At 70.4% G+C, this 18,788-nt stretch carries 17 protein-coding genes and 3 pseudogenes; 8 read left to right on the top strand and 12 right to left on the bottom strand.

What is annotated here, in order from left to right; all coding sequences use genetic code 11:
• Positions 1-47: 47 nt before the first annotated feature.
• The 6 genes from GPJ59_RS00235 to kdpF all read right to left on the bottom strand — a co-directional run bounded on the left by GPJ59_RS00235 (position 48) and on the right by kdpF (position 7,965).
• Positions 48-2,591 (bottom strand): sensor histidine kinase, encoded by a 2,544-nt coding sequence (locus tag GPJ59_RS00235; protein ID WP_219664064.1) that lies wholly within the window; start codon positions 2,589-2,591, stop codon positions 48-50.
• Positions 2,588-3,286, bottom strand: a complete 699-nt coding sequence (locus tag GPJ59_RS00240) for a response regulator (RefSeq protein WP_219664065.1) — start codon at positions 3,284-3,286, stop codon at positions 2,588-2,590. Before GPJ59_RS00240 ends, GPJ59_RS00235 begins: the two co-directional genes overlap by 4 nt.
• A 117-nt stretch (positions 3,287-3,403) precedes the next feature.
• Complete coding sequence (kdpC, locus tag GPJ59_RS00245) at positions 3,404-4,039, bottom strand: potassium-transporting ATPase subunit KdpC (protein WP_219664066.1); 636 nt, start codon at positions 4,037-4,039, stop codon at positions 3,404-3,406.
• A 22-nt stretch (positions 4,040-4,061) separates the two neighbouring features.
• A complete protein-coding gene (kdpB, locus tag GPJ59_RS00250) occupies positions 4,062-6,206 on the bottom strand; it encodes a potassium-transporting ATPase subunit KdpB (RefSeq protein WP_258023624.1) in 2,145 nt (714 codons plus the stop codon).
• Positions 6,203-7,867, bottom strand: a complete 1,665-nt coding sequence (gene kdpA, locus GPJ59_RS00255) for a potassium-transporting ATPase subunit KdpA (protein WP_219664067.1) — start codon at positions 7,865-7,867, stop codon at positions 6,203-6,205. Before kdpA ends, kdpB begins: the two co-directional genes overlap by 4 nt.
• An 8-nt stretch (positions 7,868-7,875) precedes the next feature.
• Positions 7,876-7,965, bottom strand: coding sequence for a K(+)-transporting ATPase subunit F (gene kdpF, locus GPJ59_RS00260; RefSeq protein WP_219664068.1), 90 nt, complete (start codon positions 7,963-7,965; stop codon positions 7,876-7,878).
• Positions 7,966-8,233: 268 nt separating this feature from the next.
• Here kdpF and GPJ59_RS36925 point away from each other — a divergent pair.
• Positions 8,234-8,380, top strand: a pseudogene (locus GPJ59_RS36925) (DUF427 domain-containing protein); the annotation flags it as partial.
• Between the two features lie 2 nt (positions 8,381-8,382).
• Here GPJ59_RS36925 and GPJ59_RS00265 read toward each other — a convergent pair.
• Positions 8,383-9,195 (bottom strand): CDP-alcohol phosphatidyltransferase family protein, encoded by an 813-nt coding sequence (locus tag GPJ59_RS00265; RefSeq protein WP_219664069.1) that lies wholly within the window; start codon positions 9,193-9,195, stop codon positions 8,383-8,385.
• Positions 9,196-9,350: 155 nt separating this feature from the next.
• Here GPJ59_RS00265 and GPJ59_RS00270 point away from each other — a divergent pair, with 155 nt between their 5' ends.
• A complete protein-coding gene (locus GPJ59_RS00270; RefSeq protein WP_219664070.1) occupies positions 9,351-9,917 on the top strand; it encodes an SRPBCC family protein in 567 nt (188 codons plus the stop codon).
• A gap of 124 nt (positions 9,918-10,041) precedes the next feature.
• Here the strand turns inward: GPJ59_RS00270 and GPJ59_RS00275 are convergent, their stop codons facing one another.
• Positions 10,042-11,412 carry a dihydrolipoyl dehydrogenase family protein gene (locus GPJ59_RS00275; protein ID WP_219664071.1) on the bottom strand — a complete coding sequence of 457 codons (1,371 nt, stop codon included), beginning with the start codon at positions 11,410-11,412 and terminating at the stop codon, positions 10,042-10,044.
• Between the two features lie 235 nt (positions 11,413-11,647).
• Here GPJ59_RS00275 and GPJ59_RS00280 point away from each other — a divergent pair, with 235 nt between their 5' ends.
• Genes GPJ59_RS00280 through GPJ59_RS00290 form a run of 3 tightly spaced genes read left to right on the top strand, consistent with a single transcriptional unit; the run spans position 11,648 to position 14,658 of the window.
• Entirely contained in the window at positions 11,648-12,226 is a 579-nt protein-coding gene (locus GPJ59_RS00280) for a MauE/DoxX family redox-associated membrane protein (protein ID WP_219664072.1), read from the top strand.
• A 51-nt stretch (positions 12,227-12,277) separates the two neighbouring features.
• Positions 12,278-13,852: a radical SAM protein gene (locus GPJ59_RS00285; RefSeq protein WP_219664073.1), complete on the top strand. Its 1,575-nt coding sequence runs from the start codon at positions 12,278-12,280 to the stop codon at positions 13,850-13,852.
• Positions 13,849-14,658, top strand: a complete 810-nt coding sequence (locus GPJ59_RS00290) for a class I SAM-dependent methyltransferase (protein ID WP_219664074.1) — start codon at positions 13,849-13,851, stop codon at positions 14,656-14,658. Before GPJ59_RS00285 ends, GPJ59_RS00290 begins: the two co-directional genes overlap by 4 nt.
• A gap of 233 nt (positions 14,659-14,891) precedes the next feature.
• Here the strand turns inward: GPJ59_RS00290 and GPJ59_RS00295 are convergent, their stop codons facing one another.
• Together GPJ59_RS00295 and GPJ59_RS00300 are read right to left on the bottom strand one after the other, a co-directional pair.
• Positions 14,892-15,221, bottom strand: a complete 330-nt coding sequence (locus GPJ59_RS00295; protein ID WP_219664075.1) for a TfoX/Sxy family protein — start codon at positions 15,219-15,221, stop codon at positions 14,892-14,894.
• Between the two features lie 14 nt (positions 15,222-15,235).
• Positions 15,236-15,691 carry an SRPBCC family protein gene (locus GPJ59_RS00300; RefSeq protein ID WP_219664076.1) on the bottom strand — a complete coding sequence of 152 codons (456 nt, stop codon included), beginning with the start codon at positions 15,689-15,691 and terminating at the stop codon, positions 15,236-15,238.
• A 187-nt stretch (positions 15,692-15,878) separates the two neighbouring features.
• On the opposite strand from GPJ59_RS00300, the gene GPJ59_RS00305 reads away from it, so the two are divergent.
• From GPJ59_RS00305 to GPJ59_RS00315, 3 genes are all read left to right on the top strand, one after another.
• Positions 15,879-16,364 (top strand): hypothetical protein, encoded by a 486-nt coding sequence (locus tag GPJ59_RS00305; RefSeq protein ID WP_219664077.1) that lies wholly within the window; start codon positions 15,879-15,881, stop codon positions 16,362-16,364.
• Between the two features lie 182 nt (positions 16,365-16,546).
• Positions 16,547-17,260, top strand: coding sequence for a Crp/Fnr family transcriptional regulator (locus GPJ59_RS00310; protein WP_258023625.1), 714 nt, complete (start codon positions 16,547-16,549; stop codon positions 17,258-17,260).
• Between the two features lie 84 nt (positions 17,261-17,344).
• Complete coding sequence (locus GPJ59_RS00315; RefSeq protein WP_219664079.1) at positions 17,345-17,668, top strand: hypothetical protein; 324 nt, start codon at positions 17,345-17,347, stop codon at positions 17,666-17,668.
• 45 nt (positions 17,669-17,713) lie between these two features.
• Here GPJ59_RS00315 and GPJ59_RS38345 read toward each other — a convergent pair.
• Together GPJ59_RS38345 and GPJ59_RS00325 are read right to left on the bottom strand one after the other, a co-directional pair.
• Positions 17,714-17,851: pseudogene (locus GPJ59_RS38345) on the bottom strand (helix-turn-helix domain-containing protein); the annotation flags it as partial.
• A gap of 89 nt (positions 17,852-17,940) precedes the next feature.
• Positions 17,941-18,599, bottom strand: a pseudogene (locus GPJ59_RS00325) (HAD-IA family hydrolase).
• Between the last annotated feature and the right edge of the window lie 189 nt (positions 18,600-18,788).

The following is an 18,788-nucleotide window of genomic DNA, read 5'->3' on the forward strand; positions in this document are numbered from 1 at the left end:
GCCGCCGCCGCTCCCGCCGTGCTGCGGCAGACCGAGTTCATCGGGCTTCACGAGGTGGCGGTTGCGGGGAGGGTCGACCGGGACGAGAGCTGGCCGGGGGCCGGGGGCAGGGTGAGGACCATGGTGAGGCCGCCGCCGGGGGTGTCCTCGGCGGTCAGGGTGCCGCCGACGGCTTCGGTGAAGCCGCGGGCGACCGCGAGGCCCAGGCCCACACCCGCCCCGGCGGGGGCGTCCCCGTAGCGCTGGAAGGGCTCGAAGATGCGCGTCTTGGCCTCGTCCGGGACGCCCGGCCCGCGGTCGACGACACGCAGTTCGACGCGGTCGGCCAGCGCACTGGCGGAGACCAGGACGCGCTGCCCGTCGGGGCTGTACTTGACGGCGTTCTCCACGATGTTGGCGACGGCGCGTTCCAGGAGTCCGCGGTCGACGGCGACCATGGGGAGGGTTTCGGGGATGTCGAGCTCCACACTGTCGTCGGGTACGCCGGCCAGCGCCATCGGGACGACTTCGTCGAGGTCGGTCTCGCGGATCAGCGGGGTGACGGTGCCGGTCTGCAGGCGGGACATGTCGAGGAGGTTGCCGACCAGGGCGTCGAGCCGGTCCGCGCCTTCCTCTATGCCTTCGAGGAGGTCCGCGCGGTCCTCCTCCGACCACTCCACGTCATCGGCGCGCAGGGAGGTGACGGAGGCCTTGATCCCGGCGAGGGGGGTGCGCAGGTCATGGCTGACGGCGGCGAGGAGTGCGGTGCGGATGCGGTTGCCCTCGGCCAGGCGCTGGGCCTCTTCCGCCTGGCCGACCAGGCGCTGGCGGTCGAGTACGACGGCGGCCTGGGCGGCGAAGGCGCCGAGGACGCGGCGGTCCTCGGCCGGCAGGACCCGGCCGGTGAGCGCGAGGGCCATGTTCTCGCCGATGGGCATGTCGACGTCGGCTTCCTCGGGGCGCTCGGCCGGGGCGGGCCCGGTGCCCGCCGCCAGGATCCAGGGCTCGACCTCGCTGGGGCGTTCGAGCAGGGCCACCGATTCCATGGCGAAGGTCTCACGGACCCGTTCGAGCAGCGCGTCCAGGGAGTCCTCGCCGCGCAGGACGCTGCCGGCGAGGAAGGAGAGGATCTCGGCTTCGGCCCGTAGCCGGGCGGCCTGGTGGGTGCGGCGGGCGGCGAGGTCGACCACGGAGGCGACGGAGACGGCGACCGCGAAGAAGACCACGATGGCGAGGATGTTCTTGGGGTCGGCGATGGTCCACAGGTGCAGGGGTGGTGTGAAGAAGTAGTTGAGCAGCAGGGACCCGAAGGCCGCCGAGGCCAGCGCGGGCATCAGTCCGCCCAGCAGGGCGGCTGCCACCGTGAGGGTGAGGAAGAGGAGCATGTCGTTGGTGAGCCCGAGGTCGGGAACGACAGTGCGCAGCAGTACGGTCAGCAGGGCCGGTCCGAGGATGCCGACCAGCCAGCCCCAGATGATCCGGGAGCGGCCCAGGCGGGAGCCCCGTGCGACGGGCAGCCCGCGTCCCTTGGCGGCCTGGTCGTGGGTGACGATGTGGACGTCGAGGTCGGGTCCGGATTCGCGGGCGACGGTGGCGCTGACGCCGGGGCCGAAGACGTACTGCCAGGGCTTGCGCCGGCTCACGCCGAGGACGATCTGGGTGGCGTTGACCCCGCGTGCGAACTCCAGCAGGGCGTTGGGGACGTCGTCGCCTATGACGTGGTGGAAGGTGCCGCCGAGGTCCTCGACCAGTCTGCGCTGGAAGGCGAGTTCCTTGGGCGAGGCCGAGGTGAGTCCGTCGCTGCGGGCGATGTAGACGGCCAGGACCTCGCCGCCGGCGCCCTTCTCGGCCAGACGGGCTGCCCGGCGGATGAGCTGACGGCCTTCGGGGCCGCCGGTGAGGCCCACGACGATGCGCTCGCGGGCCTGCCAGGTGGAGCGGATGTTGTGCTCGCCCCGGTATTCCTGGAGGTACTCGTCGACGCGGTCGGCCACCCACAGCAGCGCCAGCTCGCGCAGGGCGGTGAGGTTGCCGGGACGGAAGTAGTTCGACAGGGCCGCGTCGACCTTGTCCGCCTTGTAGACATTGCCGTGTGCCATCCGCCGGCGCAGGGCCTGCGGGGACATGTCGACCAGCTCGATCTGGTCGGCGCGGCGGACCACCTCGTCCGGCACCGTCTCCTGCTGGCGGATCCCGGTTATCGTCTCGACGACGTCACCCAGGGATTCGAGGTGCTGGATGTTGACGGTGGTGATCACGTCGATGCCGGCCTGGAGGAGCTCCTCGATGTCCTGCCAGCGCTTGGCGTTGCGGGAGCCGGGCACGTTGGTGTGGGCCAGCTCGTCCACGAGCGCCACGGCAGGCCGGCGGGCCAGCACGGCGTCCACGTCCATCTCGGTGAAGACGGCGTTCCGGTACGCCAGCTCCTTGCGCGGGATCTCCTCCAGCCCGTGCAGCATGACCTCCGTACGCGGCCGGCCGTGGTGCTCGACGAAGGCGACGACGACGTCGGTGCCGCGCTCGATCCTGCGATGCCCTTCGGAGAGCATCGCGTAGGTCTTGCCGACGCCGGGGGCCGCGCCGAGGTAGATCCGGAATGTGCCGCGTCTCATGTCCCTTGGCCTTCGGGTTCGAAGCGATAGCCCATGCCGGGCTCGGTGATCAGGTACCGGGGGTGTGCCGGGTCCGCTTCCAGTTTGCGCCGGAGCTGGGCCATGTAGACGCGGAGGTAGTTCGTGTTGTCACTGTGCGTCGGGCCCCACACCTCGATCAGGAGCCGGCGCTGGCTGATCAGCCGGCCGGGATGGGTGATGAGGATCTCCAGCAGCTGCCACTCGGTGGGGGTGAGCCGGACATCGCGGCCATGGCGCCGGACCCTTTTGGCCACCAGGTCCACCGTGAAGTCCTCGGTCGCGATCTGGAACGTCTCCTCCGGGTGCTGCGGAGGCTCGTTGCGACGCAGGGCAGCGCGGAGCCGGGCGAGGAGCTCGTCCATGCTGAAGGGCTTGGTGATGTAGTCGTCGGCGCCGGCGTCCAGGGCCCGGACCTTGTCCTCGGAGGTGTGGCGGGCGGACAGGACGAGGATCGGCACCCGGCTCCAGTCCCGTACGCCCGTGATGACGTCGAGGCCGTCCATGTCGGGCAGGCCGAGGTCCAGCAGTATGACGTCCGGCTTGCGGGCAGCGGCGAGCTGGAGCGCCGTACCACCGTTGGAGGCCGACTCCACCTCGAACTTGCGCGCCTGGAGGTTGATCCTCAGGGCGCGGACGAGCTGCGGGTCGTCTTCCACGACCAGGACCCTGGTCATCGCTGTGGCGCCTTCCTTCCGCGGTGAGCGTGCTGAACATGGCTGAACATGGGGTGGAGCCGACGGGACGCGAGGTTGCGCGTCCCGCCGGCTCCGGCGCCCGTTTCCCAACGGGCGTCAGCTCTTGGCCAGGTCCCTCAGGGCCAGGTTGAGCTCGAGGACATTGACGTGCGGTTCGCCGAGGAATCCCAGGGTGCGCCCGTCGGTGTGGTCCGCGACCAGCTTCGCCACCTGCTGTTCGGTGAGTCCGTTCTCCCGGGCCACGCGGTTGATCTGGATCCTCGCGTACTCGGGCGAGATGTGCGGGTCGATCGCGGAGGCCGAGCCGGTGACCGCGTCCTTGGGAACCTCCGACTCCGGCACGCCGTTGAACTCGGCAACCTGCTGCTTGGCGTCCTTCACCGCCTGTACCAGCCGGGAGTCGGACGCGCCGAGCTGGCTGGAGCCGGTGGCGAGCGGATCGTACGAGCTGTTGGACGGGCGCGGCTGGAACCACTTCGGGTCCGGGCGCGCCGCCTCGTTCTCGTCGTCCGGGTTCTGCTTCGGCAGGTCCCAGCTCTGCCCGACCAGCGAGGAGCCGACCTCCTTACCGCCGGCCTTCACGATCGAGCCGTTGGCCTTGTCGTGGAAGAGGGCCTGGGCGACCCCGGTGACCGCGAGCGGGTACAGGATGCCGGTCACGACGGTCAGCACCAGCAGCATCCGCAGCGCGGCCATCAGCAGACGGCCCGTGTTGGAGACGGAAGTGTTCATGGCAGATCAGCACGTTCCTAATTCAGGCGAGCCCGGGGATGAGGGAGATGAGCATGTCGATGAGCTTGATGCCGATGAACGGGACGACCAGGCCGCCGAGTCCGTAGACGCCGAGGTTGCGGCGGAGCATCTTGTCCGCGCTGGACGGCCGGTACCGGACACCCTTCAGGGCGAGCGGGACCAGCGCGATGATGATCAGCGCGTTGAAGATGACCGCGGACAGGATCGCCGACTCCGGCGAGGACAGAGCCATGATGTTGAGCTTGTCCAGGCCCGGGTAGGCCACCGCGAAGATCGCCGGGATGATCGCGAAGTACTTCGCGACGTCGTTGGCAATGGAGAACGTGGTCAGCGCACCGCGCGTGATCAGGAGCTGCTTGCCGATCTCGACGATCTCGATGAGCTTGGTCGGGTTGGAGTCGAGGTCGACCATGTTGCCGGCCTCCTTGGCGGCCGACGTACCCGTGTTCATCGCGACACCGACGTCCGCCTGGGCCAGGGCCGGGGCGTCGTTGGTGCCGTCGCCGGTCATCGCGACGAGCTTGCCTCCCGCCTGCTCCCGCTTGATCAGGGCCATCTTGTCCTCGGGCGTGGCCTCGGCGAGGAAGTCGTCGACACCCGCCTCCTCCGCGATGGCCCGGGCGGTCAGCGGGTTGTCACCCGTGATCATGACCGTCTTGATGCCCATGCGGCGCAGCTCCTCGAACCGCTCCCGCATGCCCTCCTTCACCACGTCCTTGAGGTGGATCACGCCCAGGACGCGGGCGCCGTCGCCGTCCTCCGCGGCGACCAGCAGCGGCGTGCCGCCGGCCTCGGAGATCGTGTTGGCCAGGGCCTCGGCGTCCTCGGCCACCTTGCCGCCGCGCTCCTTGACCCAGGCGATGACCGAGGCGGTCGCGCCCTTGCGGACGAGGTGCCCGTCGACGTCCACGCCCGACATGCGGGTCTGCGCCGTGAAGGGCACCCAGGTGGCGTGGGCGAGCTCGCCCTGGTGGCGCTCGCGCAGCCCGTACTTCTCCTTCGCGAGGACCACGATGGAACGGCCCTCGGGGGTCTCGTCGGCCAGCGAGGACAGCTGCGCGGCGTCGGCGACCTCGGCCGCGGTGGTGCCCTTGACGGGGACGAACTCGGCGGCCTGGCGGTTGCCGAGGGTGATGGTGCCGGTCTTGTCCAGCAGCAGGGTGGACACGTCGCCGGCGGCCTCCACGGCACGGCCCGACATGGCCAGGACGTTGCGCTGGACCAGCCGGTCCATGCCCGCGATACCGATCGCGGACAGCAGCGCGCCGATCGTGGTCGGGATCAGGCAGACCAGCAGCGCCGTCAGCACGATCATCGAGGTCTGCTCGTCGGCGCCCGCGTAGATCGCGAACGGCTTCAGCGTGACCACCGCGAGCAGGAAGACGATCGTCAGCGAGGCCAGCAGGATGTTGAGCGCGATCTCGTTGGGCGTCTTCTGCCGCGCCGCGCCCTCGACCAGGTTGATCATCCGGTCGATGAAGGTCTCACCGGGCTTGGTGGTGATCTTGATGACGATCCGGTCGGACAGCACCTTCGTACCGCCCGTGACGGCCGAGCGGTCGCCGCCGGACTCGCGGATGACCGGCGCGGACTCGCCCGTGATCGCGGACTCGTCCACGGAGGCCACGCCCTCGACCACGTCGCCGTCGCCCGGGATGATGTCGCCGGCCTCGCAGACCACCAGGTCGCCGATCTTGAGGTCCGTGCCCGGGACCTCCTCCTCGCCCTTGCCGTCCTTGGTCAGGCGTCGGGCGACGGTGTCGGTCTTGGCCTTGCGCAGGGTGTCCGCCTGCGCCTTGCCGCGGCCCTCGGCCACCGCCTCCGCCAGGTTCGCGAAGATCGTCGTGAGCCACAGCCAGGCCGTGATGGCCCAGCCGAACCAGTCGGTCGGGTCCTTGATCGCGAGCGCGGTGGTGACCACCGAGCCGACCAGGACCACGAACATGACCGGTGACTTGACCATGATCCGCGGGTCGAGCTTGCGGATCGCGTCCGGCAGCGACTTGACCAGCTGCCTGGGGTCGAAGAGGCCGCCGCCCACGCGTCCGCCCTCGGGCTTGTGGCCCGTCGGGACGTCGCTGTGCGGTGCCGGGGTGACAGGGGCGGTGGACATCGCGTCCTCGTGCTTCTTTGCGTCGATGGTCATGACCCCAGCCCCTCGGCGAGCGGACCCAGCGCCAGCGCCGGGAAGAACGTCAGACCGGTGATGATCAGGATCGCGCCCACGAGCAGCCCGGTGAACAGGGGCTTCTCGGTGCGCAGGGTGCCCGCGGTGGCGGGCACCGGGGTCTGCTCGGCGAGCGACCCGGCCAGGGCCAGGACGAACACCATCGGCAGGAACCGGCCCAGCAGCATGCACAGGCCGAGCGTCGTGTTGAAGAACGGCGTGTTGGCGCCGAAGCCGGCGAACGCGGAGCCGTTGTTGTTCGACGCGGAGGTGTAGGCGTACAGGACCTCGGAGAAGCCGTGGGCCCCCACGTTGGTCATGGCCTCCTTGCCGTCCGGCAGCGCCATGGCCACGGCCGTGCCGACCAGCACCAGGGCGGGCGTGATCAGGATGTAGCACGCGGCGAGCTTGATCTCGCGGGTGCCGATCTTCTTGCCCAGGTACTCCGGGGTGCGGCCGACCATCAGACCGGCCAGGAACACCGCGATCACGGCCATGATCAGCATGCCGTAGAGGCCGGAGCCGACACCGCCGGGCGCGAGCTCGCCCAGCATCATGCCGAGCAGCAGCACACCGCCGGACAGGCCGCTGAAGGAGTCGTGGAAGGAGTTGACCGAACCCGTCGAGGTCATCGTGGTGGAGACCGCGAACAGCGAGGACGCACCCTCACCGAACCGCTGCTCCTTGCCCTCCATCGCGCCGCCCGCCAGCTGCGAGGCCGCGCCCGGGTGGGCGTACTCGATCCAGGTCACCAGGACCACGCCGACGAACCAGATCGTCCCCATCGCGGCGACGATGGCATAGCCCTGCTTGACGTTGCCGACCATCCTGCCGAAGGTGCGCGGCAGCGAGAACGGAATCACCAGCAGCAGGAAGATCGTCAGCAGGTTGGAGAAGCCGTTGGGGTTCTCGAAGGGGTGGGCGGAGTTGGCGTTGAAGTAGCCGCCACCGTTGGTGCCCAGATCCTTGATCGCCTCCTGGGAGGCCACCGCGCCCGGCGAGATGCTCTGCGTCTGGCCGGTCACCGTGGTGAGCTCGTGGATGCCGCCGAAGTTCTGGATGGCACCCGCGGCGACCAGCACGATCGCGGCGATCACGGAGATCGGAACCAGGATGCGGACGGTGCCGCGCACCAGGTCCGCCCAGAAGTTGCCCAGCTCGCCGGTGCGGGAGCGCGCGAAGCCGCGGACCAGCGCCACCGCGACGGCGATGCCGACGGCCGCGGAGACGAAGTTCTGCACGGCGAGGCCGGCGGTCTGGGTGACGTGGCTCATCGCCGCCTCACCCGAGTACGACTGCCAGTTCGTGTTCGAGACGAAGGACGCGGCGGTGTTGAACGCCTGGTCCGGGGTGATCGCCTTGAAGCCGAGCGAGAGCGGCAGGACGTCCTGCACGCGCTGGAGCACGTACAGCAACAGCACGCTCACCGCGGAGAAGGCGAGCACCGCCCGCAGGTAGGCGGACCAGCGCATCTCGGCGTTCGGGTTGGCGCCCACACTGCGGTAGATCCACTTCTCCACCCGCAGGTGCTTCTCGGAGGAGAAGACGGCTGCCATGTAGTCGCCCAGGGGGCGGTGCACCAGGGCCAGAGCGACGATCAGCGCTGTCACCTGGAGCACGTCAGCAAGAACGGGGCTCATGTCGGGGCTCAGAACCTCTCCGGCTTGACGAGGGCGAGGATGAGATAGCCCAGCAGGGCGACGGCCACGACCAGGCCGATGATGTTCTCGGCGGTCACAGCTTCGTCACCCCCTTGGCGATGAGAGCCACCAGCGCGAAGACCGCGATCGTGGTGACGACGAAGGCCACATCGGCCATCGTGAGCTCCTGGATGAAGTGGGTGTGGTGAATCGGCCAGCTGGCCGGAGATGAGCTAACCGCGTCCGCGGTGGGCCGTTAAGACTTCTTGACGGCACCCATACGCCCGGCAGCGCGGTCTTAACGGGATCCATACGCGACGCCGTACGCGGGCCGCCCACCGGCGCCCCGGGACCGGCCCGGCCGCCATGGAGGGCAATCACTACTTCCCGCCCGAGTCGCTGCACCTCGAGTACTTCGTCAGGAGCCGGAGCAGGTCGCTGTGCTTCTGGAAGGGCATCGCCCGCTACTACACGCTGGAAGTCGGCGGGGTGAGCAATCCGAACGCGGCCTGGTACTACCCCAGGCCCAGTCCCCTCGCCCGGAGGTTCAAGGACCACGTGGCCTTCTGGCAGGGCGTCCGGATCGAAGGCACGCCCGAGCCGGCACCGGACAGCGGCACCAGGACCGGCGCCGTGTGAGGGCCGGAGGCCGGGAGTGAGCGGCGCAGGAGGTGGCGCACGGCCACGACGGCCTGCATCGCGGCGGCGGGGCGCAGCAGGGTGGGGCGGGGCCGTTCGGGCATCGTGCCGTGGTGGATGGCGATGGCGGTGACGGTGGTGATCGGCAGTGCCCAGGCAGCGATGGCCGCCGCGCGCAACGGCCGGCTGGGTTCGTGGGTCAGGGTGAGCCAGGTCCAGAACGCGGCGTCGGCGAAGGTGTCGGCGTAGTCACCGAACGGGGAGGCCGTGCCCCGGTGGCGGGCGAGGCGGCCGTCGGCGAGGTCGCTGGCGATGGCCAGTGCTCCGGACCAGCGTGAGGCTCCGCCGGGCAGGGCGGGGAGGTTGGCGCGGATCAGGGTCAGGACGTCGGCGGCGCTGAGGTGGGTGCGGCCTTCGAGCAGGCCCAGGTGGGTGACGCAGAGGGCCCAGCTGATGCTCACCCAGCAGCGTCCCGGTCGTCTGCCGGCGGCCAGGGTGAACAGCACGGCGTGCAGGGCCGTGAGCTCGGCCAGTGCCGCGGGACGGCGGGCGGCCTGGCGCAGTGACCGGTGGGCGGCCCGCCCGAGGAAACGCATCGTGGCCTGCGGGTTGAGAGGTCCGCGGCGCAGACCGGCCAGCAGAGCGTCGGTGGCGGCGCGGCTGTCGTCCATGTCGGATACGGGGTCCACTGCCTGGTCCTCTCGCACTGCGCGTGATCGCTTGCCCCTCACGGTATGCATGCGATTGCTCGTTGAAGGTGAGCGTGGTCACCGAGCCATGGACGTTGTCAGCCCTAGCCTGGCGGTGGGACAGGAGAACCGGGACGGGGAAGGTGGAGAGGGACATGGCGTGGGCCGGTCGGCTGATGGCCGTGGGGGCGGTGGGCGGTGCGGCGGCGGGCTACGTGGGGCTGGTGACCGGGGCTGTGCCCCTGGATCTCGGGGTGGGGCGGCGCACACGACCGCTGGGGCCGCAGTACGTCGTCATCGCCGCACCGCGCGAGACGGTCTTCGATGTGATCGCCCAGCCCTATCTGGGCCGGGCCACCCGGGCCATGCGCGAGAAGGTCGCGGTACTGGAACGGGGCAGCGACATGGTGCTCGCCGCGCACCGCACGCCCGTCGTGGGCGGGCGGCTGACGGCGACGACCGTGGAGACCGTACGGTTCACCCGGCCGGAGCGGGTCGATTTCCGTCTGGTGCGCGGCCCCGTCCCGGCGGTCTCCGAGACGTTCGAACTCACCGAGGAGGCACCGGGCACGCGGCTGGTGTACCGCGGTGAGCTGGGCACCGACCTGTGGGCGCTCGGCCGGTGGTGGGGCGGCGTGGTCGCCCCACGCTGGGAGGCGACGGTCGCGGCATCACTGGCAGCGGTCAAGCAGGAGGCGGAGCGGCGCGCGACCCTCGGCTGAGCGTATTCCTGCCTGGTGAACCGGTACTGCGGTCACCGACGTCACGGGCGACCTCGGCCAACGGGCGACCTCGGCCATCCAGCGCGCGGGACAGCCCTGCCGGTCAGCCCGGAGGGGACGCACCTCAGCCGTGGCCGAGGTCGGCGAGTGCGTCCTCCACGCCGCGGTGGAAGGTGGGGTAGGCGTAGATCATGTGGCGTAGCCGGTCGACGGGGATCTCGGCCTGGACGGCCACGGCCAGCCCGTAGAGGACTTCGCCGCCGGCCGGGCCGGCGGAGGTGGCACCGATCAGGACTCCGCGGTCGGCGTCCTCCACGAGTTTGATCACGCCGTCGTTGCCGGCCTTGTGGATCCAGCCGCGTGCCGAGGACGGCACCCGCGCGGTGCCGGTGCGCACCCGCAGTCCCTGTTCGCGGGCCGCGTGTTCGGTCAGGCCGACGGAGCCGACCTCGGGGTCGGTGAAGGTGACCCGGGGCAGGGCCCGGTGGTCCGCGTCCGGTCCCGGCTCGCCGAGGACGTCGCGTACGGCGATCTCGGCCTGGTACATCGCCACGTGCGTGAACATCCCCAGCCCGGTGACATCGCCGACGCCCCACAGACCGTCTGCGGCGCGCATCTGCCCGTCGACGGTGAGGGTGCGGGCGCCCGGGTCGAGGCCGATGGTCTCCAGGCCGAGTCCGGCGAGGTGGGGGTGGCGTCCGGTGGCCACCAGCAGCTGCCGGCCGGTGAGCTCCTCCCCGCCGTCCAGGGTGAGGTGGAAGGTGGCGCCGCGGTGGTGGACCGCGGTGGCCCGGGTACCGGTGCGCACGGTGATGCCTTCGCTTCTGAGCACGTCGGCGAGGAGCGCGCCCGCTTCGGGTTCCTCCGCGGGCAGCAGCCGGTCCATGGCCTCGACGACGGTGACGACGGCTCCGAAGCGGGCGAACGCCTGGGCCAGTTCGACGCCGATGGCGCCGCCACCGAGCACCAGGAGGGACTCCGGGGGTTCCTCGGCGGCGATGGCCTGCCGGTTCGTCCAGTACGGCACCGCGTCCAGGCCCGGCACCGGCGGGATCTGCGGGCGGCTCCCGGTGGCGAGCACCACCCCGCGCCGTGCCGTGAACACCTGGCCGTCGGCCTCCACCCGGCCGGGACCGGCCAGTCGCGCGTGCCCGCGGACGAAGCGTCCGCCCTTGCCGGTGAACCGTTCGACGGCCACCTGGTCGTTCCAGTCGTCGGTCGCCTCGTCGCGGATCCTGGCCGCGACCGGGCCGAAGTCGGCCGTGACCTCGGCGCGTCCGGCCATGCCGGGGATGCGGCGGGCCTCGGCGAGCAGGTTGCCGGCGCGGATCATCATCTTGCTCGGGATGCAGGCCCAGTACGGGCACTCACCGCCGACGAGTTCGGCCTCCACCCCGACGGTCTCCAGTCCGGCCCCGGCCAGGCGCCCGGCTGCATGCTCACCGCCCACCCCCATGCCGATCACCACGACGTCTACTTCCTGCTCCCTCGCCATGAGGGCCTCCCTGGATCAGTTGTGCCGGTGCTGCGGTCCATGCCTGCCCCGTCCAGGCAAGGCTGTGTCGTTTGCGGGGCCGTCCGGGCCGCCAGTGCCCTGGACTGGGCCGGCGCTCCTGGAGGCGTCCCGGATCAGCGTGGTGGTCGCACTGCCGATCGTCCCCCGCGCGAGACGGGGGGTTCGGTGAGCGCGCTTACAGTTATCACCCCTGTCCGGGGCCTACGTTCGGATCATGGTGCTGAGGATCGTGCTGGGCACGGTGTACACGGCGATGGCCATCGGGCAGCTCGCCTCGTTCAGCCGGATGCCGGGAATCCTGTCCGCGTACGGACTGGTGACCGGCGGCGGCGCGACCGCGCTGGCCATCGGCTTGATCGCGGGCGAGCTGGTGTGCGGCATCTGGTTCCTGACCCGGCCCCGCTCAAGGGCCCTGGCACCGGTGTGGGTGTACGCGGGCGTGTCGGTGGTGTGGACGGTTCTGGCCACGCAGGCTTACGCGCGCGGGCTGACGGTGGCCAACTGCGGCTGCTTCGGGACCTACCTGGCCCAGCGGCTGAGCTGGTTCGTCCTGCTCCAGGACGCGCTGACCTTGCTGTACGCGGGACTGCTGCTGCGCGGGCCCGCTGCTGATGGCCGGCGGGGCACTCGGCGCCGTCGGCGGGGTTCTGCGCAACCCGTGGCTGATCACGGTCGGAGCGGTGGTGCTCCTCATGGGGGCCGGCTACGTCCTGCGGTGCCGGGTCCGCCGTCGCCGTGGCGCCGGAGATCAGGGCTGCTGCCCGACCGTCCCAGACCCGCCGCACGACGATGACGACTCGAGCCCGCTGAAGCGAAAAGAGCAGCCCCGCGGAAAGGGAATCCGATGACCCAGGCACCCGCGCCCCGGCGCAAGGTGGACCGCGACGAGGTGTTCGTGGAGTTCACCAAGTCGATCTGCCCGATGTGCAAGACGCCCGTCGACGCGCAGGTCAACATCCGCGAGAACAAGGTCTACCTGCGCAAACGCTGCCGCTACCACGGCGAGTTCGAGGCACTCGTCTACGGGGACGCGGAGGAGTACCTGTCCTCGACCCGCTTCAACAAGCCGGGCACGATCCCGCTCGCCTTCCAGACCGAGGTGAAGGACGGCTGCCCGCTCGACTGCGGGCTGTGTCCGGAGCACAAACAGCACGCCTGCCTGGGGATCATCGAGGTCAACACCGGCTGCAACCTCGACTGCCCGATCTGCTTCGCCGACTCCGGCCACCAGAGCGACGGGTATTCCATCACCCACGAGCAGTGCGCGCGGATGCTCGACGCCTTCGTGGCCTCCGAGGGTGAGGCGGAGGTGGTGATGTTCTCCGGCGGGGAACCCACCATCCACAAGCACATCCTCGACTTCATCGACCTCGCCCAGGCCCGCCCGATCAGGAACGTCACCCTCAACACCAACGGCATCCGCCTGGCCACCGACAAGAACTTCACCGCCGAGCTCGGCACACGCAACCAGGCGGTGGGTAAATCGGTGAACGTCTACCTCCAGTTCGACGGCTTCGACGAGCGCACCCACCTGGAGATCCGGGGCCGCGACCTTCGTACGTTCAAGCAGCGCGCGCTGGACAACTGCGCGGAGGCCGGCCTGACCGTCACCCTCGTCGCCGCCGTCGAGCGCGGCCTGAACGAGCACGAACTCGGGGCGATCATCGAGTACGGCATCGACCACCCGGCCGTACGGTCCGTCGCCTTCCAGCCGGTCACCCACTCCGGCCGGCACGTGCCGTTCGACCCGCTGAACCGGCTCACCAACCCCGACGTCATCCGGCTCATCAACGAGCAACGTCCGGACTGGTTCCGGAAGGGCGACTTCTTCCCCGTACCGTGCTGCTTCCCGACCTGCCGCTCCATCACCTACCTGCTGGTCGACGGCGAACCGGGCAACCGCACCGTCGTCCCCGTCCCGCGACTGCTGAACGTGGAGGACCACCTCGACTACGTCACCAACCGGGTCCTGCCCGACGCCGGGATCCGCGAGGCCCTGGAGAAGCTGTGGTCTGCCTCCGCGTTCATGGGCACGGCCACCACCGAGGAGAAGCTGAGGGCCGCGGCCGACGCGCTGGACTGCACGGACGGCTGCGGCATCGACCTGCCCCAGGCCGTGAAGAACCTGAACGACAAGGCGTTCATGATCGTCGTGCAGGACTTCCAGGACCCCTACACCCTCAACGTCAAACAGCTCATGAAGTGCTGCGTCGAGGAGATCACCCCGGACGGCAGGCTCATCCCGTTCTGCGCGTACAACTCCGTCGGCTACCGCGAACAGGTCCGCGCCGAACTCTCCGGCGTGCCCGTCGCCACGGTCGCCCCGAACGCCCTGCCGCTGGCCGACCGGCTGACGGCAACCCCGTACGGATCGAAGACCGCGCACACCACGCGTGAGGAAGGGGAGTCCTCGTCATGACCCGGCCGCCCAGCGGTGAGGAGCTGAAGGTATGCTGCGCCGCCGCCTACTCCTCCGACGTCGTCGCCCTGCTCCTCGGCGCCTCGTACCACCCCGGCGGTACGGCCCTGACCCGCCGCCTCGCCGACGGCCTCGCCCTGACCCCCGGGGCGCGAGTCCTCGATGTCGCCTCCGGGCGTGGCACCACCGCCCTGCTCCTCGCCGACGCCTACGGCAGCGACGTCGACGGGGTGGACTACGCGCCGGCGAACACCGCCCTCGCCCAGGGCGCCGCCCAGGCCGCGGGGCTCACCGACCGGGCCCGGTTCACCACCGGGGACGCCGAGCACCTCCCCCACCGGGACGGGGTCTTCGACGCGGTGGTGTGCGAGTGCGCGCTGTGCACCTTCCCCGACAAGGCCCGGGCCGCCGCCGAGTTCGCCCGCGTCCTGAAGCCAGGCGGCCGGCTCGGCATCACCGACGTCACCGCCGACACCGACCGCCTCCCGCCCGAACTCAGCGGCCTCGGCGCCCGCATCGCCTGCATCGCCGACGCCCGACCGCTCCGGCAGTACACCCAGATCCTGGCCGCCGCCGGACTGAGCACCCTGCGCACCGAGCGGCACGACGACGCCATGCTCCGCATGATCGACCAGATCGAGGCACGGCTGAACCTGCTGCGCATCACCGCCGCGGCCCGCCTCACCGAGGCCGGCGTGGACCTCACGGCGGCTCCCGCCGTCCTGGCGGCGGCCCGCACGGCGGTCGCGGACGGAGTCCTGGGATACGCCTTGCTGATCGCGGAAAGGAACCCTCGGCTCGCCTGACTCGGCCACGAAGCGAGCGGCGGCCACGAGCGTGAACCTGAAGGCGCGACCGGTCGCGCGCAGGACCCCGGGCCGGGCCCACTCCAGGTGCACGATCAGCCCTTCGAGGCGAGGTAGTTCTTGATCTCGCCCAGTTCGCGCTCGAAGTCGTCGTAGTCCTCATGGACGCCGTTGAGGTACGCGCGGCGACCACTCCTCTCAGCTGTGACTCCTGTCGCGGCCGCCTCGCCACGTCACTTGGGCGGCAGGCCGGCGGCGAACGCATGACCTTGATCGATCCAGCCGACCAGATCCTCGTCCTCGGAAAGGGCGGACGCGGCGACGACGACCCAGCCGCGCATCGGGCGACCGGTGAAGTCGAAGGGCCTCGTCCCCGGTCGCGCAAGTGCGGCGTCGGTGGCGTCCGGGCCGACCCGGACCATGAGCTCGTCCCCGATCACACCGACGGCCATGTTGCCGGCGTGCAGGAACGCCAGGCCGCCGAACATCCGCTTCTCCGTGATGTCCGGGCCCGCGCCGAAATGAGCCCGGATCCGTTCCGCCAGTCCCTCGTCGAACGCCATGACCGCCCTCGCACTCAGTCCTGCGGCGCACTCAGCCGCTGCTCCAGGTCCCGCAGGTCCTTGACCAGCGAGGATCGCACCTTGCGCCCCATGAGCGGCGCCGCGAGCCCGTAGAGGCCGGACGCGTCGCCCCGTACGCGGATCCGGGCGAGCGTGCCACCGTCCGGGGTCGGGGTGAAGGTGTAGGTCACGTGCATCGGCATCGGGCCCGCGACCGACACCATGTCCAGCAGCCTCGGGGGCTCGTACGCGGCGACGCGCAGCACGTAGTCGATCCGCCTGCCCAGGAAGTACGCGGTCCGCGTCACCTCGGCCCCGACCCCGAAACCACCCCCGTCGGCCTCCCGCGTCAGCTCCGCCGTACGGATGCCCTGCGTCCACTCCGCGTCATGGCGCCAGTCCATCGCGTACCCGGCCACCCGCTCGCACGGCAGCGGCAGCACCCGCTCCACGATCTCGTCGATTCCCATCCGCTGCCCCTACTCCCCTTCCTGCCGGCACCCACCTCCATGGACCCACCCCCCTTGGGGCTGCGGCAACCGGGGCCCGCGTGACTACCAGCGCGTAGGTAAGGACGGTCACATACCGCCCAGGGCGGGCGTCCTAGCGTCGGCGGTGGAAGCAACAGAACGAACCCAACCCGATGGGGCGATCACCATGACCACGGCAGCACACGTATCCCCCAAGACCGCCGCGATCCCGGTCCACGCCGTCCGGGGCGCCGCGGCCGGGCTCGTCGGCGGCGTCGGCATGGGCATCTGGATGTCGGTGTCCCGGCCCGTCATGGACACCGCAATGATCACGATGGTCGCCGGACTGCTCGGCTCCACCAACGCCCTCGCCGGCTGGCTGATCCACCTCTCCATCGCCCTGCTGGCCGGCACCACCTTCGGCATCGTCTTCGGCCACCTCGCGCAGCGCCTCGCGCCCGCGGTCGTCCTCGGCCTGGTCTACGGCGCGGTGTGGTGGGCCCTCGGGGCCCTGTGGATCATGCCGGCCAACATGGGCATGCCCGTCTTCGAATGGAACGAGGTCTCCGCCTCCAGCCTCGGCGCCCACCTCGTCTTCGGCCTGCTGGCCGGACTCACCTTCGCCTCCATCGCCCGGAGCGCGGGCGAGCCGACCGGCCGGACCTCAGCATGACCACACCGACACCACCGACGGCGCCCCCACCCGGCCCAGGCGTACCGACCCGGGGCGCCGAACCCCGCGCCGGCGCCCCGCAGGACTACTGTCTGGCCCACAGCACGGGCACGCTGGCCGACCCGCCCTGGGGGACAGTGCCCCCACCCTGGGCACCGGGACGACGCGAGGAACCGCACCACATGAACCACAGCGGCGACAACACCGGCGACGACGCCGAGAAGACCTTCTGCATCTCCGAGGTCGACATCTTCACCGACCTGACCGAAGCAGAGATGGACGCCATCGCCGCCGCAGCCCCCATGAAGACCTACAGCGCCGGCGAACTGCTCCACTCCCCCACCCAGCCCTCCGAGGTGCTCTTCATCCTCAAAAGGGGCCGGGTCCGCATCTTCCGGGTCTCCGCCGAAGGCCGCGCCCTCACCACCGCGATCATCCGCCCGGGCACCATCTTCGGCGAGATGGTCCTGCTCGGGCAGCGCATGTACGACAACTTCGCCGAAGCCCTCGACGACGTCACCGTCTGCGTCATGAGCCGCACCGACGTCCACCGCTTCCTGCTCTCCGACGCCCGCATCGCCGCCCGCATCACCGAAATCCTCGGCCGCCGCCTCACCGACCTCGAACAACGCCTCGCCGACAGCGTCTTCAAATCCGTACCCCAGCGCATCGCCACCACCCTGCTCACCCTCACCACCGAAACCCGGCCCCGCGTCCTCGGCGCCCGCAGCCCCCAGATCGCACTCACCCACCAACAGATCGCCGCCCTGGCCGGCACCTCCCGCGAAACCACCACCAAGGTCCTGCGCGACTTCGCCGACCAGCACCTCATCCGCCTCGCCCGCGGCCACATCACCGTCCTCGACCCCGAACACCTCACCGACCACGCCGGCTGACACCACCGAACCGTGGGCAGCAGGCCGCCCACCACCCGCATCCCGGCCGACAGTCGAGCCGACCGCAAACAAGATCCTGGAGCCATGGAGATCGAAGTCCTGGTGGTGCCCGACTGTCCACACCGGCAACTCGCCGAGCAGCGGCTACGCCACGCTCTGGATGACGAGGGACTGGCCGCCACCGCCTTCGCCACCCGAGTGATCACCGGCGCGGCCGAGGCCGAACGGTCCGGCTTCACCGGGTCACCGACCGTCCTCATCAACGGCCGTGACCCGTTCGCCCAGCCGCACGCCACGCCGTCGCTCGCCTGCCGCATCTACCGCACGCCCGACGGCCCGTCCGGATCGCCCAGCGTCGACCAGCTCCGACAGGCCCTCGCCACCGCCTCCCGCCGCACGGACACCTGAGCGCCCCCGTCGGATGCCCATGATGAGGGCCCACCCGCCGACGCGCAGCGAGGCCGTCCCTCCGCGTTCGAGCTTGCGGACGACGCCGACGGACACACCGGCGGCCTCCGCCAACTGCTCTTGCGTCATGGCACCGCGCAACGCCTTCAAGCGCTCAGAGGTGGTGTACTCCGACCACTGCATGCTCCAGAACCTCCGCGTGATGGGCCCCACACGGACAGTACTCACAGAAACGGGCGGTGGACAGCCTTCGGCCAGGCGGCAGTTGACGCTCAGACCGTGAGCACAGCCGTGACACCGAGAAGAGCCTCCAGCTCGGCCACTGCCCTGTCCTCGTCGGTGACGTAAACGGTCGTGATGCCCAGCTCGGCAGCCGGCGGCAGGTTCACCTCGTAATCGTCCACGAACACGCACCGCTCGGCAGGCAACCCGATCCGCTCCAGGGCCAGCCGGTAGATAGCCGGGTCCGGCTTCGCCAACCCCTCCAGCTCGGACACGACGTGCACATCGAAGAGGTCCCAGATACCCACGTGCTCGTACGGGGTGAACGGGTCGAGCCCGAAGCTGTTCGACAGCAGCGCGAGCCGATGCCCGGCAGCCCGCGCGGCCCGGGCGAGCGCGATCATCCGACGCGCCGGAGGAACGTCGGCCCAGGCCCGCCCCATCAGGTTCACGGGGTCCACGTGCTCACCGAGGAGAGCCGCCCTCGTTCCATGCCGCCTGCCCGATCTCCCCGATCTCCAGCGCCGTGTACAAACGCCGCCCCCTCCGGATGATCGTTGAGCGTCGCCCGCCACGCCCCTGCCTCCAGCCCCTCCGACATGCACCACTCGCGATGAGTAGGGATGGGGCTGGCCGTGAGCGCTCCCGCGAAGTCGAGAATCAAACCTTTCCGGTCATTCTTGTCGGCAGCGCCATTGCTGTGCAGCATCTGCTGGCGTCCCTTCCCTGATGAGCTCTAGAAGCGACGCTATCGCGCGTCCAGAACAGTGAGGTACGAGACCTCGGGCGATCCGAGGTCTGGACCGGCGTCGCTTGAGCCCGGCGTATCGCCCTCTACCCACTGTCCGATACCGCCCCGCGGGTACCGCTCGCAACTCGGCCCGGAGTTGTCAGTGGT

It is taken from the genome of Streptomyces bambusae (assembly GCF_019400985.1).
Lineage (GTDB): Bacteria > Actinomycetota > Actinomycetes > Streptomycetales > Streptomycetaceae > Streptomyces > Streptomyces bambusae_A.

Excerpts from the sequence above, each read along its gene's own strand:
- kdpA (WP_219664067.1), bottom strand. The coding sequence starts at position 7,867 with ATGAGCCCCGTTCTTGCTGACGTGCTCCAGGTGACAGCGCTGATCGTC.
- kdpC (WP_219664066.1), bottom strand. The coding sequence starts at position 4,039 with ATGAACACTTCCGTCTCCAACACGGGCCGTCTGCTGATGGCCGCGCTG.
- GPJ59_RS00240 (WP_219664065.1), bottom strand. The coding sequence starts at position 3,286 with ATGACCAGGGTCCTGGTCGTGGAAGACGACCCGCAGCTCGTCCGCGCC.
- GPJ59_RS00275 (WP_219664071.1), bottom strand. The coding sequence starts at position 11,412 with ATGGCGAGGGAGCAGGAAGTAGACGTCGTGGTGATCGGCATGGGGGTG.
- GPJ59_RS00235 (WP_219664064.1), bottom strand. The coding sequence starts at position 2,591 with ATGAGACGCGGCACATTCCGGATCTACCTCGGCGCGGCCCCCGGCGTC.
- kdpB (WP_258023624.1), bottom strand. The coding sequence starts at position 6,206 with ATGACCATCGACGCAAAGAAGCACGAGGACGCGATGTCCACCGCCCCT.
- GPJ59_RS00285 (WP_219664073.1), top strand. The coding sequence starts at position 12,278 with ATGACCCAGGCACCCGCGCCCCGGCGCAAGGTGGACCGCGACGAGGTG.
- GPJ59_RS00305 (WP_219664077.1), top strand. The coding sequence starts at position 15,879 with ATGACCACGGCAGCACACGTATCCCCCAAGACCGCCGCGATCCCGGTC.
- GPJ59_RS00270 (WP_219664070.1), top strand. The coding sequence starts at position 9,351 with ATGGCGTGGGCCGGTCGGCTGATGGCCGTGGGGGCGGTGGGCGGTGCG.
- GPJ59_RS00290 (WP_219664074.1), top strand. The coding sequence starts at position 13,849 with ATGACCCGGCCGCCCAGCGGTGAGGAGCTGAAGGTATGCTGCGCCGCC.
- GPJ59_RS00310 (WP_258023625.1), top strand. The coding sequence starts at position 16,547 with ATGAACCACAGCGGCGACAACACCGGCGACGACGCCGAGAAGACCTTC.
- GPJ59_RS00280 (WP_219664072.1), top strand. The coding sequence starts at position 11,648 with ATGGTGCTGAGGATCGTGCTGGGCACGGTGTACACGGCGATGGCCATC.
- GPJ59_RS00295 (WP_219664075.1), bottom strand. The coding sequence starts at position 15,221 with ATGGCGTTCGACGAGGGACTGGCGGAACGGATCCGGGCTCATTTCGGC.
- GPJ59_RS00300 (WP_219664076.1), bottom strand. The coding sequence starts at position 15,691 with ATGGGAATCGACGAGATCGTGGAGCGGGTGCTGCCGCTGCCGTGCGAG.
- GPJ59_RS00315 (WP_219664079.1), top strand. The coding sequence starts at position 17,345 with ATGGAGATCGAAGTCCTGGTGGTGCCCGACTGTCCACACCGGCAACTC.